Origin of the sequence: Aliiroseovarius pelagivivens (assembly GCF_900302485.1) — a bacterium.
Lineage (GTDB): Bacteria > Pseudomonadota > Alphaproteobacteria > Rhodobacterales > Rhodobacteraceae > Aliiroseovarius > Aliiroseovarius pelagivivens.
This window is the reverse complement of the sequence record NZ_OMOI01000001.1, coordinates 459,743-474,834: the sequence shown is the minus strand read 5'-3', so window position 1 is coordinate 474,834 and position 15,092 is coordinate 459,743. Positions and strand designations below refer to the sequence as shown.

Here is a 15,092-nt window from a genome sequence, read left to right as displayed (position 1 = left end):
AGGGAGGGTTACTGATTGAGCGAAGAACGCGAGCGCATTGTCGCAACCGTATCTGTTGATCTGTTGGACGACGCGGACCCAGCTGACAAGCTGGTAAAGGCTTTGGGTATTGGTCCCTTTGCCTGCGTAATCGTTCTGGTCTCGCCCGAAGTGGATTTGGACGCTTTAACCGCAAAGTTGCAGTCTGAAATAGATGCCCCTCATATCATTGGCGCCCGCACTGCCGGTGAGATTTGCAGCGAAGGTTATAGCGAACGGAAGATCGTGGCACTTGGGTTCCCACAATCCCATTTTGCCGCAAGTGCGCGCATGTTTGAAGCTCTTGATAGCCCAGACGAAGTCGCGATTGGTCGCGAAGTTTTGGCGCTTCGGCACGATGCGCAAGCACAACGGCAAGAATTCAAGAACGAGTTCGCTTTTCTTCTTGTCGATGGGCTGTCGCGGCGCGAAGACGCCTTTGTCCTGAACATCTCGACAGCACTTGGGTCGACCCAATTGTTTGGCGGATCGTCCGGAGATGGACTGCGGTTTGAAAGCGCACCGGTGTTCTACAACGGTCAGGTTCGTAGCAACGCCGCAATCGTGTTGGTCGTGCGCAGCAATTGTCAGTTCAAAGTGTTCAGAGAAGACCACTTTGAGTCTTCCGAAAAGCGTTTGGTTGTCACCGGGGCCATCCCGGAAAAACGGCTTGTGACTGAAATCAACGCAGAACCGGCCGCCCCGGAATATGCGCGTATTGTCGGCATTGATCCCAACCAACTGTCCCCGTTCATTTTCGCTTCGCACCCGATTGTTGTCTCTGTCGGCGACCAGCACCATGTGCGCGCAATCCAGCGTGTTGAAGACAATGGGCATCTCAGGTTTTTCGCTTCAATCGATGAAGGCATGGTGCTGACAGTTGCGAAAGCCCGCAATATCACTGACCATCTGCAAGAAGTACTCGAAGATCTTTCGGCTGACCGAGAGCCAGACCTGATTTTTGCCTGCGACTGCATTCTAAGACGGCTTGAGGCCGAACAGAAGCAAGAGGTCATAAACATGTCCGCCCAACTGAAAAAGCACCGTGTTATAGGGTTTTCAACCTATGGCGAACAGCACAACATGTTGCATGTAAACCAGACCCTGACAGGAATAGCGATCTATCCGCCCGACCATGAGTGACCCGCATTCAACAGACGGCCTTTTAAAGGCAGGCGACAGCCTTGAGCGTGAGAATGAGAAGCTCAAGGTCATTGTCGACAAGCTGATGTCGCGCGTGGAACGGGCGACAGTCGACAGCGCGAAAGGGTATATGCATTTCGAGCGAGCGATCGCGTTGGAAGGCGAAGTCCAACAACGGACCAGCAAGCTGGAAGAAGCGTTGGATGTGCTTCACGCCACGAACGCACAGCTTGCCGCCGCTCAGCGCGAGGCCGAGAAAGCCCGACAAGATCTGTCGTCCGCCGTTGAAACAATTCAGGAAGGCTTTGCGATTTTCGACGCCAGCGAGACGCTTGTGATGAAGAACTCGCGATTTTCGACCATGTTTTCTGATGTCGTCGGCGAGATCAAGCGCGGCATGAGCTTTGAAAGCTACCTTCGCCTGACGGCAGGCAGCGCACATATCATACGCCCCGGCGGAATGTCGGTAGAGGACTGGGTGAACCAGCGCATCGCGGTGCACCGGAGCAATTCAGTAAACTTCACACTAGAGCTGAAAGACGACCTCTGGCTGCAGATCAGTGAGCAGAACACACCAGATGGTGGCACAATTGTCCTGCAAACCGACATTACCGATCACACGCGCCTAGAACGCGAAGAACGCGCCAAGATTCTGGATCGACAGGCCAAGATCGTCAAAGCGACGCTTGAGCATATTGAACAGGGTGTTCTTATTTTCGACGCGGATCGAAAACTGATCGAGTGGAACGATCCGGCAATCGAAATTCTTAAGATTAACCGCCGCCTTGCACGTGCGGGAATGCGTTTGGCTCGGTTCGAACGGCTTTTCGAGCCGGGCGTCGTCTTCACTCCTGAATGCCAGCCACAGGTGGTTTTTGAATGGGCGTCGATCCGTAAAAACCGCGAGATCCTACGGTGTGAGTTGGAGGCGATGAATGGCTTCCAATATGATGTTGTCGGGCAAGAAATGGCAGACGGTTCATTCCTTGTGTCCTTCAACGACGTCACAAAACTGCGCCAGACGTACAAGGACTTGCATCTGGTCAATGAAACCCTTGAGCAGCGCGTTGTCGAAAGAACCGACGAGCTTCGGTCAGCACGAGATTCCGCAGAACGCGCCAACGCATCCAAGTCGCGATTTGTCGCCGCGGCAAGCCATGATCTGCTGCAGCCGGTCAACGCTGCCAAGCTGTTCATTTCTTCCCTGGAGCACACAGAGCTTGATCCGAAACAAGGGTCGATCGTCGGACGGATTTCACAAAGTTTTCGGTCGGTCGAAACGATTCTGGGCGCACTTCTAGACATCTCGAAACTCGATTCCGGGCAAGCGGCGCTGAATATCTCAGAGTTTTCGTTGGATCAGATTTTCGACCGTTTGTTCGAAGAATTTTCTGGCGCAGCAGCCGCGAAGGGGCTTGAGCTTTCTGTTGTGCCGACCTCGGTCCGTGTGAAGTCTGATCCGGTTTACCTTCGGCGCATTTTACAGAACCTCGTTTCAAACGCGATCCGCTATACGAAGGCTGGCCGCGTTTTGGTTGGCGCGCGCCACCGCGAAGAACACATCGATGTATATGTCATCGACACCGGAATTGGGATATCCCCTGAAGAACAAAAGCTGGTGTTCAAGGAATTCCACAGATCCGAGCCGAGCCAAGCAACCGAGTCTGCGATGGGGCTGGGGCTTGCAATTGTAGAACGCGCTTGCCTGATGTTGGAGCATGACCTGGAATTGATCTCGACCGTTGGGGTGGGCACCTCCATTCGCGTATCGCTTCCGCTTGCAGAACAGCAAGAAATGGCTGTCGAGACCGTACAGCCCAACCGGGATATCCCTGTGTCGCTCAAGAACGCCCTTATCATGGTGATCGAAAACGACCCGACAGTTCAGGACGCCATGGAGCGGGTGTTAGAGATCTGGGGGGCTGCGCCATTGATCGCCGCTTCGCTGGAAGAGGCGGAAGCACACATCAGAGAGCTTGATCTTCTGCCCGACATCTTTCTTGTGGATTATCACTTGGACGACAACAAAAACGGGCTCGATTTGATCGGCAATCTGCGTGGCAAACATGGGCCGCTTTTGTGCGTGTTGCTGACTGCGAACCGATCACCCGAGCTATCGCGCGAAGCGCATCAGCAAGGTGTGTTCCTGCGCTATAAGCCGCTTGATGTTGAAGATCTTCAGGAGCTTGTCGGCGGCCTGCTGGCCAGCCGGTCAAACGCCCAAACCTAAGCATCCGCTTCCAAACGAAGTAAAGAAAAAAACCCGCCTCGTGTGAGGCGGGTTTCCAGTTGTCGTGGCAGTTATGGGCCTGCCACAGCGGGAGTTATCCTAGAAGAAGCCCAGCTTGTTGGGGTTGTAGCTCATCAAGACGTTCTTGGTCTGCTGGTAGTGATCCAGCATCATCTTGTGAGTCTCGCGCCCGATGCCCGACTGCTTGTAGCCACCGAAGGCAGCATGGGCCGGATAGGCGTGATAGTTGTTGACCCAAACACGGCCTGCTTCGATCGCGCGGCCAAAGCGGTAGCAACGGTTTGCGTCACGCGACCAGACACCGGCACCAAGGCCGTACATCGTGTCATTTGCAATCGCCAGCGCTTCTTCTTCGTCCTTGAAGGTCGTGACCGACACAACCGGGCCAAAGATCTCTTCCTGGAAGACGCGCATCTTGTTGTGGCCCTTCAGGATGGTCGGCTGGATATAGTTACCGCCGGACAATTCGCCATTGAAGCGGGCAGCGTCACCGCCAACCAGAACCTCGGCGCCTTCTTCGCGGCCAATGGTCAGATAAGACAGGATCTTTTCCTGCTGCTCGGCACTTGCTTGTGCACCGACCATGGTATCACTCAGACGCGGATCGCCGTGTTTGATCGCTTTTACGCGCTCAATGCAGCGGGCAATGAACTCGTCATAGATGTCTTCCTGAACCAGGGCACGCGAAGGACAGGTGCAGACCTCGCCTTGGTTGAAGGCAAACAGAACGAAGCCTTCGACAGCCTTGTCAAGGAACGCATCGTCTTCGGCCATAACGTCCGAGAAGAAGATGTTCGGGCTTTTGCCTCCCAGTTCCAGCGTGACCGGGATCAGGTTCTCGGTTGCGGCTTGCATGATCAGGCGACCAGTTTCGGTCGACCCGGTGAAGGCGATCTTGGCGATGCGGCTTGAACGTGCCAGCGGTGCGCCAACTTCGGCACCATAGCCATTGACGATGTTCAGCACGCCGTCCGGAAGCAGGTCAGCGATGATTTCCATCAGCACCATGATTGCCGCAGGCGTTTGTTCAGCAGGCTTCAGAACGATGCAGTTACCAGCAGCCAATGCGGGCGCCAGTTTCCAAGCAGCCATCAGGATCGAGAAGTTCCACGGGATGATCTGTCCGACCACACCCAGCGGCTCGTGATAGTGGTAGGCAACCGTGTCTGCGTCGATCTCGGACATCGTGCCTTCCTGGCTACGCAGAACGCCTGCGAAGTAACGGAAGTGGTCGACCGAAAGCGGAATGTCTGCAGCGGTGGTTTCACGGATTGGTTTACCGTTGTCCCATGTCTCGGCCGTTGCGATAATGTCGAGGTTCTCTTCGATCCGATCAGCGATTTGCAGCAGGATGTTCGAACGCTCGGCAGCCGAGGTGCGACCCCAGGCTTCTTTCGCAGCATGTGCCGCGTCCAGTGCAAGTTCGACATCAGCCGCGTCCGAGCGGGCCACTTCACACACCGCAACGCCGGTGATCGGGGTCACATTGTCGAAGTACTTGCCGTTTACCGGAGCAACGAACTTGCCCCCGATAAAGTTGTCGTAGCGGGTCTTGAAGGGCGAGGCAAAAGTGCCCGCCTCTTGAGTCATCTCATTCATAACGTCTCCTCCCAAGATTGGTGAATGAAGTTCAGATTGGGAAACCATGGACCCCAGAAGGGGTTTCGACACCCCCGACTTTGGTCGGACATCCAAGAAGTGGATTGAACGTCGCTTGCGGGGTACTCTGCTTCTGACTTTCCAAAATGCTGCTGGCGGCCCGCGGTCAGCAGCATCACGTAAATATTTCATGTGGGCGCAGATTGTCAGGAGATACCGATGACCCTGAAGAAGTTTGTACAGACCAGCATTGTCTTGTTGTTTTCGGTCGGGGCTGCCTGCGCCGACGACCGGGAAATGACCTCGGATGAATTTGGCACTCATAATCCCGAAGAACTGACGCTTCACGGTGCGTTGGCGCGGCTCGAACACGGCGAAGCCCACCCTATGGAATACGCTATGGGGTATTTCGCAGCGAAAGCCGGACTGCATGACGAGGCGAAGAAGCTGTTCGAAGGGGCCGTTGACGAACACGCAAGCCCGCAAGGTATGACATGGCTGTCATGGATGGCCGACAACGGTCTGGCAGGGCCGGAAGACCCAGAGGCCGCCGCCGAATGGGATCGCAGGGCTGCCGAAGCCGGCAGCGAGGTTGGCATGTTCAATCACGGCCTGAATCTGCTGCGCGGACGTGGTGTCGCCCGCAACGAGGAAGAAGGGCGACGCATGATCGAATCCGCCGCCGCAATGGGACAACCGCGTGCGCAGCACCTAATCGACAATGACTATGATCTGGAAAGCGTCACGCCGGATGCGGACAGTTGGAAATACAACCCGCTTGCTTTCTGACAAACTCAACCGACATCAAACAGGATCGCCAGCATGGAAAACTACGCAGACCTGATGTTTCGTGGGCAAGTTGCCGAGATACAGAAGGCTGAAGGATGCCACGGCATTCACAAGGCCAATTATCAACGGCGCACACAGGCAGCGCTCAGCGAGGATGACATGGCCTTCATCCAGACGCGTCAAAGCTTCTACATCGCCAGCGTGAATCCTGACGGCTGGCCCTATATCCAGCATCGGGGTGGTCCGGTCGGCTTTCTGAAAGTGCTTAGCCCGACCCGGATTGCCTGTCTCGACTATGTTGGCAATCGACAGTTCATCACCATGGGACATGTTGCAGAAGATCCGCGTGTCTCGTTGTTCTTGATGGACTATATGCGCCGCGCGCGCATGAAGCTGCAGGGAAACGCAACGCTGGTGCGGCTTGCGGATGCCGATCCGGCGGTTCTAGAGCAGCTTCCGACCGAAGGAACGCCGGCTGAACGGTTATTAATTGTCGATGTTGTTGCGATGGACTGGAACTGTCCGAAATACATCCCGCCCTTTGTGCCCATCGACGTTGCGAATGCCGCAACCGAAAACTATGCGGCCGAGCTTCAGGCAGAAAACAATGCCCTGAAAGCTGAGCTTGCGGCCCTGAAATCAAGCGGCCACTAGCGCGAATAAACACCGTGCCAAGGGATGCCTACGACTAAAGTCGTAGAGAATTAGCCTTGTTTTGTTGACCTGCGTCAAACGGATCGCAGCTGCAGAATTCTAGGGTTGGGCATCAAATCGGAGGCTACAATGAAACATCTCGCCCGCACTTTCAGCATCCTTTGCCTTGCTGTCTGCGCTTCACCCGCCTTGGCTGAAACCACCTTTGAAAAGATCAAGATCGAGGCCGGCGAAAAGCTGTACAACTCGGAATGCCGCAAGTGTCATGCGTCGGACGCTTCGGGTGCCAGCTATGGCCCACCGCTTGAGAACATCGTCGGACGCGGCGCTGGTATGGTTCAGGACTATGACTATTCGACCAGCCTAGAGGCCTCTGGCATTGTGTGGACCCCCGCTGCGTTACGTGCGTGGATGGAGGACAATGACGGTTTCATGCCCGGCACCAAGATGCGCCATGTTGGGATCAATGACCGCACCGTTCAGGATTTCATCATTGCCTATTTGTCGAGCATCACAACTCAGGACAACTCGGCGATTTCCGAATGATCTTTTGGCGTCAACGCCTTTAGACTTTAGTCGCATACTGCCAATAGCTCTTTCCAACTACGCTAGCTTCACAAACAAGGAGCCGAGCGATGGTGGAAAAAGTGGAAAAAGTTGTCGTGACCGAAGCCGCGTTGACGCTGCTTGAAGAAATTCGAGCCGAACACGGCGACGTTGTTTTTAAGATCTCTGCCGGGTGCTGTGATGGCACCGGGCCCATGTGTTTTCGCGAAGCCGACGTCATGATTGGTGTGAACGACATCAAACTGGGCGACGTTGATAAGGCTGGTATCTGGGCCGCCCCATCTATCGCGGATCTTTGGAAGAACTCTCAAATGATCCTGGATGCCGGACCCGGAAGCGGTGCGGGGTTTAGCTTGGACAATGGCCGAACAACTCACTTTTTAACGCGGTCGCGTATCCTGCATCTTGATGAATAGAGTTGCTTGATCACGCCCAGATCTCGAACACAGGCTTACACGTTCATAGTGCCCGTCGTCAGGATGTTTCGGAGCTTACGACATCACGACCGGTGACAGTATAGGGCTCATGGAGATGCTTCATCCACGCCAACAAGGCTTCTTGCACGGATGAAATGTAACATCTTCGGAAGTCAACGAGCCCCTTTCACCTACAGCACCCGCGGGTCACGTCGCTGATAAACGCAGGTAATGCGAGTCGCAAATGAAGCTTCGGCGTGCCCCTAGGAGGTGCATCTCACTTCTCGCGAACACGGGCACGTATAGGGGCGCGACAGAAGCGAAACGCGCCATATCACCGGGCTGAATAGAATTATTGAGTGAGGTGGATGGCGGAGACGAAGGGATTCGAACCCTCGAGACGGTTTCCCGCCTACTCCCTTAGCAGGGGAGCGCCTTCGACCACTCGGCCACGTCTCCGCCGACCCGTTTAGCTATGTCGTTCGGCTGGGGCAAGGGTCAAAAGTGCTTTTTCGGTCGGTTTTCTATGCAGCCGCTTCACCCACCTGAGCCCCCCTTGCTTGACCTCTCCCCGATGGATCGCTTTTCTAGTGACATCGCCCAACGCGAACAGGGCATATTTTAACCAAGTTACCGATTGCGAGGGCGCCATGACCGCTGAATTCATGCTGATCACATTCACTTTGTTTCTGGCAGGAGTGATTGCAGTTCCCATCGCGTCGCGCTTCGGGCTGGGGTCTGTATTGGGCTATCTTGTGGCTGGCATCGCGATCAGTCCGATACTGCATTGGGCTGGGGCAGACGTCATTGCGCTTCAGCATTTTGCCGAGTTCGGCGTGGTGATGATGCTGTTCATTGTCGGGCTCGAGATGAACCCGAAATCCCTGTGGGAGATGCGCAGCCGCATTTTCGTTCTGGGCGGGCTTCAGGTCGGAATCACGACCGGGGCGGTATTGGCTGTCTCGCTGGCTTTCGGGCTGCCCATGACGGTCGGGCTGGCTATCGGGTTGGTGCTGGCGCTGTCCTCGACCGCGATCGTCAATCAGACCCTGCGGGAAAAGGGGCTTTTGAGATCGGATGGCGGGCAGGCCAGCTTCTCGGTTCTGTTGATGCAGGACATCGCGGTGATTCCCATGCTGGCACTGATTCCATTGCTGGCCATGCCAGAATTGTCCGAGGCTTTGCTGCATGGAGCCGGTCACGGCGATGGCCATGGTGACGGGCATGGCGGGCTGAACCTTAGCCTTGTGGAAGGGTTGAATGGCTGGCAGACGGCGCTGGTCACATTAGCTGCCATTGCGGGTGTCATCTTCATCGGTACCTACCTGACCACACCGATTTTCCGCTTCGTGGCCAAGGCACGGTTGCGCGAGCTTTTCGTCACCACGGCATTGATGATGGTACTTGGCATTGCGCTGCTGATGACCTTGGTGGGGCTGTCGCCGGCGCTCGGAACTTTTCTTGCCGGAGTTGTCATGGCAGGCAGCGAATACCGACACGAGCTGGAAAGTGACATCGATCCATTCAAGGGCATTTTCCTTGGCGTGTTTTTCATCACCGTAGGCGCCGGGATCAACTTTGGCCTGCTGGGAAGCAATTTCGCCATGATCATCGGGCTGACACTTGGACTTATCGTGTTGAAAGCCGCGGTCCTGATGGTGTTGGGCCGTGCCTTCAAGCTTCAAGCAGGTGACAAATGGCTGTTTGCCCTTGGACTGGCTCAGGCGGGCGAGTTCGGCTTTGTACTTCTGTCCTTCACAGTCGCCAACGCGGTGATCCCGCAGGACATCGCCGACGTTCTGTTGCTGGTTGTCGCGTTGTCGATGCTGCTGACCCCTGCCCTGTTCATTCTTTACGACCGCGTGATTGCACCGAGATATAGCAGTCAGGAAGAACGCCAAGCGGACGAGATCGAGGGCGAAGCGCCCATCATCATCGCTGGACATGGCCGGTTCGGCGGGATCGTGAACCGCGCACTACGTGGGGCCGGCTATGATACGACGGTGCTGGACTATTCGTCCGAGCAACTCGAGATGTTGCGCCGCTTCCATATCAGCGTCCATTTCGGAGACGCCACACGCCCGGATCTTCTGCATGCGGCAGGCATTGACGAAGCCAAGGTTCTGGTCATTGCCATTGATGACAAGGACGCCATCACGGAGTTGGTCCGCTACATGGTGGAACATCATCCAAACGTGCATCTGGTTGCGCGCGCCATCGACCGCAATCACGTTTATGATCTGTGGTCCGTCGGATGCCGCGACATCATTCGCGAGACCTATGACAGTTCGATCAGGGCCAGCCGCTCGGTCTTCGAAGCGCTTGGACATACGCGTCCACAGGCGGAGAAACTGCTAGAGGAGTTTGAAGCCGCAGATCGCGACGTGATGCTGGATCTGGCCAAACTTTACGACATCAACATCCCTCCGTTTGAAAACGAAGCCTATATGAATCGCGTGGACGAGATGATGGATGAATGGCAGGAGCAGCTGCGCGGACGAATGCAGGAAGCCAAGGCGGACAAGCCTGCAGAATAACCCGTTGGGCAATATTCTTCGAATTCGATTCGGGGGATGGTGCGGTCGGCGGGACTCGAACCCGCACGAGTGTTACCTCACAGCGACCTCAACGCTGCGCGTCTACCAATTCCGCCACGACCGCATGTCAGGCTAGGTGACGCGCTTCATAGCGAAGGGGCTGGTTGTTGTGAAGACCAAAACCGACGCGTGAAAAGAATTTCCGTGTGCTTTTTGACAAGCGCTCATTCAGGTGCCAAATGACGGTCATGGATAACGCTACGGATATGCCCCCTGTCACATGGGAAGTCGCCTCGGATCTGGTCGATTACGAGACTGCTGTCGCCCGAATGGAAGCACACGCCGATGCCATGGCGCGCGGTGAAGCAGGCGAGTTAATCTGGCTGTTGGAGCATCCGCCGCTATATACGGCAGGCACCTCGGCCAATCCACGTGATCTGGTCGCCCCTGATCGATTCCCTGTACATGAAAGCAAGCGTGGTGGGCAGTACACCTATCACGGTCCGGGGCAGCGGGTGGCCTATGTCATGCTTGATGTGGGCAAACGTGGACGCGATGTGCGGGCCTTCGTCGCAGCACTGGAAGAATGGGTCATCAAAACTCTGGCCGAGTTTAATGTCACGGGTGAACGGCGCGACGGCCGTGTCGGTGTTTGGGTCGTGCGCGACGACAAACCATTGACGGCATTGGGACAACCGCCTGAAGACAAGATCGCTGCCATTGGCGTGCGCCTGCGCAAGTGGATCAGCTTTCACGGGATCTCGATCAACGTGGAACCGGACCTTGAACATTTCTCGGGCATTGTACCCTGTGGGATCTCCGAACACGGCGTGACCAGCTTGGTGGATCTGGGCCTTCCGGTCACGATGGAAGATCTAGACGTGGCCCTTCGCCGTGTGTTTGACGAAGTGTTCGGCCCTGATCAGCGCTAAATTGCAGCTTTTCGCACCTGCGACATAGGTACCCCTTCCAATCAAAGTGAATTTAGCGCAGGTTCCCCCGGAATTCGCGCCATCTGGCGCATGTGATCAAGCAAGAGGACTACTATGAAAACGATTCTCTCATCCGCAGCCATGATCATCGCACTGTCCGGCACCGCGTTTGCCGAAGGCGATGCAGCCAAAGGCGAAAAAGACTTCAAAAAGTGCAAATCCTGCCACGCCATTGTTGATGACGCAGGCGAAGTGATCTTCAAAGGCGGCAAGACCGGTCCGAACCTTTACGGTGTCGTTGGCCGTGCTGCTGGTGCCGCTGAAGGCTTCAAATACGGCAACTCGATCATGGACGCAGGCACCGCCGGTCTGGTTTGGGACGCTGACAACCTGGCTGCATATATCAAAGACCCCAAAGGCTTCCTGAAAGAAGCCACCGGTGACAGCGCAGCCAAATCGAAGATGACCTTCAAATGGGGCAAGCCTGAAAACATCATCGCCTTCCTGGCCACCTTCTCGGCCGAGATGCCGGCCGAAGCTGCCGAAGGCGAAGCCGCTGAAGGTGAAGCTGCCGAAGCCGAATCGACTGCAAGCGAATAAGAAACCCGACCAACTGGTCGCGTTATTGCGCTAACGGTGCGTCCTGAATCGAATTTCCCGGTTCAGGACGCATTTTTTTTGGCATTTCGCTGTAATGCAGCGTTGCCCCTGACCCTCCCAGCATATTAAACACGTTAAAAAGCCGGGCAGGGATTTTCCCAGCCCTGTCCTCGTTTAACCCCAAAGGGAGGGATACATGGCGGACGCAGCCATCCACGACCACGACCACCACGACGATCGTGGTTTCTTTACCCGGTGGTTCATGTCGACCAACCACAAGGACATCGGTATTCTGTACCTGTTCCTTGCCGGTCTGACGGGTTTCATCTCGGTCGCTTTCACCGTTTTCATGCGCATGGAGCTGATGGAACCCGGTGTTCAATACATGTGCCTTGAGGGTGCTCGTTTCATCGCAGATTCAGCTGCAGAATGTACGCCAAATGGCCACCTGTGGAACGTGATGATCACGTATCACGGCGTCCTGATGATGTTCTTCGTGGTTATTCCAGCCCTGTTTGGTGGCTTCGGAAACTACTTCATGCCGCTGCACATCGGTGCGCCGGACATGGCCTTCCCGCGCATGAACAACCTGTCGTTCTGGCTGTATGCCACGGGTGTTGCACTTGGCGTTGCCTCGTTGCTGGCCCCGGGCGGCAATGACCAGCTTGGGTCGGGCGTTGGCTGGGTTCTGTACCCGCCGCTGTCCACGACCGAAGGCGGATACTCGATGGATCTGGCGATCTTCGCGGTACACGTTTCCGGTGCGTCGTCGATCCTGGGTGCGATCAACATCATCACCACGTTCCTGAACATGCGTGCCCCGGGCATGACCCTGTTCAAGGTGCCTCTGTTCGCTTGGTCGATCTTCGTGACCGCATGGCTGATCCTTCTGTCGCTGCCGGTTCTGGCGGGCGCAATCACCATGCTGCTGATCGACCGTAACTTCGGCGGGACATTCTTTGACCCAGCTGGCGGTGGTGACCCGGTTCTGTATCAGCACATCCTGTGGTTCTTCGGACACCCGGAAGTGTACATCGTGATCCTGCCGGGCTTCGGTCTGATCAGCCACGTCATTGGTACCTTCGCTCGCAAACCGATCTTCGGCTATCTGCCGATGGTTTGGGCGATCATCGCCATCGGCGTTATCGGCTTCGTCGTATGGGCGCACCACATGTACACGGTTGGTATGTCGCTGCAGCAGCAAAGCTACTTCATGCTGGCAACCATGGTTATCGCGGTGCCGACAGGCGTTAAGATCTTCTCGTGGATCGCGACGCTCTGGGGTGGCTCGATCGAGTTCAAGACACCGATGCTGTTCGCCTTCGGCTTCCTGTTCCTGTTCACCGTCGGCGGTGTAACCGGCGTGGTTCTGTCGCAGGCTGGCGTCGACCGTCTGTATCACGACACCTACTATGTGGTTGCTCACTTCCACTACGTTATGTCGATTGGTGCGGTGATGTGTATCTTTGCAGGTATCTACTTCTGGATCGGCAAAATGTCCGGTCGCCAGTACCCTGAGCTTGCAGGTAAGATCCACTTCTGGACCTTCTTCGTCGGCGTGAACTTGACCTTCTTCCCGCAGCACTTCCTGGGCCGCCAAGGCATGCCCCGTCGTTACATCGACTACCCGGAAGCCTTCGCTTACTGGAACAAGATCAGCTCTTACGGCGCGTTCATCTCGTTTGCTTCGTTCGTGTTCTTCATCGGCATCGTGTTCTACACGCTGACACGCGGCAAGCGCGTGACCGAGAACAACTATTGGAACGAGTATGCGGATACGCTGGAATGGACCCTGCCCAGCCCGCCGCCAGAGCACACCTTTGAAATCCTGCCGAAGCAGGAAGAGTGGGATAAAGGCCACTCGCACTAAGGTGAGTTAGAAATAGAAAAGGCCCGGAGTTTTCCGGGCCTTTTTCTTTAGGGCTGTAGGTTAAGGCAGCTCTAGCTGAAACCGGTCCTCTGCCCAGCCATCCACACTTGTCCGCGCTCGGATCCACACGGCTGACGTGCCATCCGGCACGATCACACCCGAGAGGCTTCGGGTGAAGGGCTGCTCATTTTCATGTGGATGCGCCAACACGCGGGTGCCCAGCACCTCGCCAGATTCGGTCTCGACCCGCCATCCATCTGCATAATCGTCCCATCCTGTCTCGGCATGGGTCAGGGTCACGCTGAAGGACCAGCCCGAGCTTCCACTTCGTGCTGTCGCACCATCAATCACTGCATCATGGGCCAAGGCAGGGCCAGCGGCCAAGAGCATCCCAAGTATCACTGCGCGCATCGCACCCTCCTGTCGTTGGCTTCAGACTGCGTTCTGTAGCGGGCAAACGCCAATCACTTCCCAGAGAGCGGCCGGGGTCTCACCCGCTCTTGCCAAGCGCGGCCGAATTTTGCGATGTATTATCCGTTTCCAAGACCAAGGATCCCCAATGCCCTATGAATGGGTTCAACCCGACGGACCAGACGCCCCCAAAGCCGAGCTTCACCTCTGGCCCTACCGATCCCTGCCCCGGCGTGGCTTTGTCTGGATCATGGGGATGGGGTTTAGCCTGATGCTGCTGCCCCTGCTGGGCGTGGTGGGCACCAAGGCGCTCTGGGGTCTGTTGCCGTTCGGGCTGGCCGCTCTTGGTGCTCTGTGGTTCTTCATCGAGAAGAGCTACAAGGATGGCGAAATCCTTGAAGAGCTGCGGATCTGGTCCGATCACATGACCCTGACACGCCATGGCCCACGCGGGGATGTGCAGGAATGGGAAGGCAACCCCTATTGGGTGACTGTCCAACTTCATAAATCCGGCGGTCCCGTGCCGGACTATGTGACGCTAAAAGGCAATGGGCGCGAGGTCGAACTGGGCGCATTCCTGTCCGAGGACGAGCGCCCAGTGATGCACGAAGAGCTGTCGCAAAAAATGATGCAGTTGAAGTCGCACCAATAAAAAATGCGAGGCCATGGCCCCGCATTCCTTCTGATTCATTTCTGAAAGGTTCAGCCCAGCTTGGCCTTCACCATCGGGCCAACTTTTCCGAAATCCATCTGCCCCGTGTATTTGGCTTTCAGCGCACCCATGACCTTGCCCATGTCACGGATGCTGCCTGCACCGACTTCGGCAATGGCTGCGGCCACGGCGGCCTCGGATTCGTCATCCGAAAGCTGTCTGGGCAGGAAGTCTTCGATCACCGTGATCTCTTCCAGTTCCTTTTCGGCCAGCTCCAGACGTCCGCCTTCTTCGTAGGCGCGTGCGCTTTCTTGACGCTGCTTGACCATCTTACCAAGAATGGCCAGCACGTCCGCGTCCGACACCAAAGCGTCTTCGCCTTTACCACGCAGGGCAATATCCTGGTCCTTGATTGCAGCATTGATCAGCCGCAGCGTCGTAAGCCGCGCGGCATCCTTGTTTTTCATCGCCGTTTTCAGGGCGTCATTTACCCGGCTGCGCATGTCCATGGGTCCATCCATAATCTGTGGCATTCACAAAGACCGGAACTTACCCAAAAGCTCTGGGGCAATCAACCAATCTGTCAGGCGCTAACACAGTAAAAAAGAACAGCCGTGCCTTTTCGGCACATAGCGGCCTTGACCCCACCGGAC

The 15,092-nt window shown here is 56.0% G+C and carries 14 protein-coding genes and 2 tRNA genes; 11 read left to right on the top strand and 5 right to left on the bottom strand.

All coding sequences use genetic code 11. The features are described from left to right. Positions 1–15 precede the first annotated feature (15 nt). Positions 16–1,161 (top strand): FIST N-terminal domain-containing protein, encoded by a 1,146-nt coding sequence (locus ALP8811_RS02320; protein ID WP_108855579.1) that lies wholly within the window; start codon positions 16–18, stop codon positions 1,159–1,161. Continuing rightward, a complete protein-coding gene (locus ALP8811_RS02315; protein ID WP_108855578.1) occupies positions 1,154–3,391 on the top strand; it encodes a PAS-domain containing protein in 2,238 nt (745 codons plus the stop codon). Before ALP8811_RS02320 ends, ALP8811_RS02315 begins: the two co-directional genes overlap by 8 nt. Positions 3,392–3,490: 99 nt before the next feature. On the opposite strand, the gene adh is transcribed toward ALP8811_RS02315, so the two are convergent. Then, positions 3,491–5,011, bottom strand: coding sequence for an aldehyde dehydrogenase (adh, locus tag ALP8811_RS02310; RefSeq protein ID WP_108855577.1), 1,521 nt, complete (start codon positions 5,009–5,011; stop codon positions 3,491–3,493). 219 nt (positions 5,012–5,230) lie between these two features. Here adh and ALP8811_RS02305 point away from each other — a divergent pair, with 219 nt between their 5' ends. The 4 genes from ALP8811_RS02305 (at position 5,231) to ALP8811_RS02290 (ending at position 7,437) form a co-directional block, all read left to right on the top strand. After that, a complete protein-coding gene (locus ALP8811_RS02305; RefSeq protein ID WP_245924516.1) occupies positions 5,231–5,800 on the top strand; it encodes a tetratricopeptide repeat protein in 570 nt (189 codons plus the stop codon). A 33-nt stretch (positions 5,801–5,833) separates the two neighbouring features. Further along, positions 5,834–6,454: a pyridoxamine 5'-phosphate oxidase family protein gene (locus ALP8811_RS02300; RefSeq protein ID WP_108855576.1), complete on the top strand. Its 621-nt coding sequence runs from the start codon at positions 5,834–5,836 to the stop codon at positions 6,452–6,454. A gap of 129 nt (positions 6,455–6,583) precedes the next feature. Then, entirely contained in the window at positions 6,584–7,000 is a 417-nt protein-coding gene (locus ALP8811_RS02295; RefSeq protein ID WP_108855575.1) for a c-type cytochrome, read from the top strand. Positions 7,001–7,089: 89 nt separating this feature from the next. Further along, positions 7,090–7,437 (top strand): DUF779 domain-containing protein, encoded by a 348-nt coding sequence (locus ALP8811_RS02290; protein ID WP_108855574.1) that lies wholly within the window; start codon positions 7,090–7,092, stop codon positions 7,435–7,437. Between the two features lie 369 nt (positions 7,438–7,806). Here ALP8811_RS02290 and ALP8811_RS02285 read toward each other — a convergent pair. Continuing rightward, a tRNA-Ser gene (locus tag ALP8811_RS02285) sits at positions 7,807–7,896 on the bottom strand. A 191-nt stretch (positions 7,897–8,087) separates the two neighbouring features. Here ALP8811_RS02285 and ALP8811_RS02280 point away from each other — a divergent pair. After that, positions 8,088–9,974 (top strand): cation:proton antiporter domain-containing protein, encoded by a 1,887-nt coding sequence (locus ALP8811_RS02280; RefSeq protein ID WP_108855573.1) that lies wholly within the window; start codon positions 8,088–8,090, stop codon positions 9,972–9,974. 37 nt (positions 9,975–10,011) lie between these two features. Here the strand turns inward: ALP8811_RS02280 and ALP8811_RS02275 are convergent. After that, a tRNA-Leu gene (locus tag ALP8811_RS02275) sits at positions 10,012–10,098 on the bottom strand. 124 nt (positions 10,099–10,222) lie between these two features. On the opposite strand from ALP8811_RS02275, the gene lipB reads away from it, so the two are divergent. The 3 genes from lipB to ALP8811_RS02260 all read left to right on the top strand — a co-directional run bounded on the left by lipB (position 10,223) and on the right by ALP8811_RS02260 (position 13,376). Beyond that, positions 10,223–10,906: a lipoyl(octanoyl) transferase LipB gene (lipB, locus tag ALP8811_RS02270; protein WP_108855572.1), complete on the top strand. Its 684-nt coding sequence runs from the start codon at positions 10,223–10,225 to the stop codon at positions 10,904–10,906. A 114-nt stretch (positions 10,907–11,020) separates the two neighbouring features. Continuing rightward, a complete protein-coding gene (locus tag ALP8811_RS02265; RefSeq protein WP_108855571.1) occupies positions 11,021–11,506 on the top strand; it encodes a c-type cytochrome in 486 nt (161 codons plus the stop codon). 196 nt (positions 11,507–11,702) lie between these two features. Beyond that, positions 11,703–13,376 carry a cytochrome c oxidase subunit I gene (locus tag ALP8811_RS02260; RefSeq protein WP_108855570.1) on the top strand — a complete coding sequence of 558 codons (1,674 nt, stop codon included), beginning with the start codon at positions 11,703–11,705 and terminating at the stop codon, positions 13,374–13,376. Between the two features lie 60 nt (positions 13,377–13,436). Here ALP8811_RS02260 and ALP8811_RS02255 read toward each other — a convergent pair whose 3' ends face one another. Then, the gene (locus ALP8811_RS02255; RefSeq protein ID WP_108855569.1) at positions 13,437–13,787 is read right to left on the bottom strand and encodes a hypothetical protein; all 351 of its coding nucleotides are present in this window, start codon (positions 13,785–13,787) and stop codon (positions 13,437–13,439) included. A gap of 148 nt (positions 13,788–13,935) precedes the next feature. Between ALP8811_RS02255 and ALP8811_RS02250 the strand changes: the two genes are divergently transcribed. Next, on the top strand, positions 13,936–14,439 hold the full coding sequence (locus tag ALP8811_RS02250) for a DUF2244 domain-containing protein (RefSeq protein ID WP_108855568.1): 504 nt from the start codon (positions 13,936–13,938) through the stop codon (positions 14,437–14,439). Between the two features lie 50 nt (positions 14,440–14,489). Here the strand turns inward: ALP8811_RS02250 and ALP8811_RS02245 are convergent, their stop codons facing one another. Continuing rightward, the gene (locus ALP8811_RS02245; RefSeq protein WP_108855567.1) at positions 14,490–14,948 is read right to left on the bottom strand and encodes a GatB/YqeY domain-containing protein; all 459 of its coding nucleotides are present in this window, start codon (positions 14,946–14,948) and stop codon (positions 14,490–14,492) included. Between the last annotated feature and the right edge of the window lie 144 nt (positions 14,949–15,092).

What these genes read in the sequence shown, in the direction of transcription:
- ALP8811_RS02295 (WP_108855575.1), top strand. Translation starts at nt 6,584, where the DNA reads ATGAAACATCTCGCCCGCACTTTCAGCATCCTTTGCCTTGCTGTCTGC.
- ALP8811_RS02250 (WP_108855568.1), top strand. Translation starts at nt 13,936, where the DNA reads ATGCCCTATGAATGGGTTCAACCCGACGGACCAGACGCCCCCAAAGCC.
- ALP8811_RS02290 (WP_108855574.1), top strand. Translation starts at nt 7,090, where the DNA reads ATGGTGGAAAAAGTGGAAAAAGTTGTCGTGACCGAAGCCGCGTTGACG.
- ALP8811_RS02260 (WP_108855570.1), top strand. Translation starts at nt 11,703, where the DNA reads ATGGCGGACGCAGCCATCCACGACCACGACCACCACGACGATCGTGGT.
- ALP8811_RS02315 (WP_108855578.1), top strand. Translation starts at nt 1,154, where the DNA reads ATGAGTGACCCGCATTCAACAGACGGCCTTTTAAAGGCAGGCGACAGC.
- ALP8811_RS02245 (WP_108855567.1), bottom strand. Translation starts at nt 14,948, where the DNA reads ATGGACATGCGCAGCCGGGTAAATGACGCCCTGAAAACGGCGATGAAA.
- ALP8811_RS02265 (WP_108855571.1), top strand. Translation starts at nt 11,021, where the DNA reads ATGAAAACGATTCTCTCATCCGCAGCCATGATCATCGCACTGTCCGGC.
- ALP8811_RS02300 (WP_108855576.1), top strand. Translation starts at nt 5,834, where the DNA reads ATGGAAAACTACGCAGACCTGATGTTTCGTGGGCAAGTTGCCGAGATA.
- lipB (WP_108855572.1), top strand. Translation starts at nt 10,223, where the DNA reads ATGGATAACGCTACGGATATGCCCCCTGTCACATGGGAAGTCGCCTCG.
- ALP8811_RS02280 (WP_108855573.1), top strand. Translation starts at nt 8,088, where the DNA reads ATGACCGCTGAATTCATGCTGATCACATTCACTTTGTTTCTGGCAGGA.
- ALP8811_RS02305 (WP_245924516.1), top strand. Translation starts at nt 5,231, where the DNA reads ATGACCCTGAAGAAGTTTGTACAGACCAGCATTGTCTTGTTGTTTTCG.
- adh (WP_108855577.1), bottom strand. Translation starts at nt 5,011, where the DNA reads ATGAATGAGATGACTCAAGAGGCGGGCACTTTTGCCTCGCCCTTCAAG.
- ALP8811_RS02255 (WP_108855569.1), bottom strand. Translation starts at nt 13,787, where the DNA reads ATGCGCGCAGTGATACTTGGGATGCTCTTGGCCGCTGGCCCTGCCTTG.